At 55.6% G+C, this 385-nt stretch carries 1 protein-coding gene; it reads right to left on the reverse strand.

The window, feature by feature from the left end; genetic code table 11:
* A partial coding sequence (locus NZU74_20480) for a hypothetical protein (protein MCS6883705.1) occupies positions 1-201 on the reverse strand: 201 nt, incomplete at its 3' end.
* Positions 202-385 lie beyond the last annotated feature (184 nt).

Genomic DNA, 385 nt, shown 5'->3' on the forward strand with positions numbered 1-385 from the left:
ACCAATGTTGTCGTAGTAGGGCGGGTCGGTGGAGATGATTTTGTCTGTGGAGAGGCTTTGGGTTGCGGCGTCACGTTGTGTTGCAACTGCTTTCGACAACGTAGGCAAAGCGTCCAAAGCTTCTCTGATCCAATCCACCATTGCGCTCCAGTTGCCTGATGATGCGCAGAAGGGATTCGCCTCCGCATAGTCCCAGACCATGGGAATCGCCTGTCGGCCGAATGTGTTTCGCATCTTCTCGCCTGAGCTATGCCAACTACAAATGCTGCTCCAGTAATCGCTACATTTGTCCACCGCCATGGCTAAATACATCGCCACCGCCTCGGCGTACGCTTGTGCCTGGGGGCGAGGGCGTCCCGCCCTCGATGCTTCTTCGTCTTCAGTT

This window comes from Chloroflexaceae bacterium (genome assembly GCA_025057155.1).
In the GTDB taxonomy this organism is placed as follows: Bacteria; Chloroflexota; Chloroflexia; order Chloroflexales; family Chloroflexaceae; genus JACAEO01.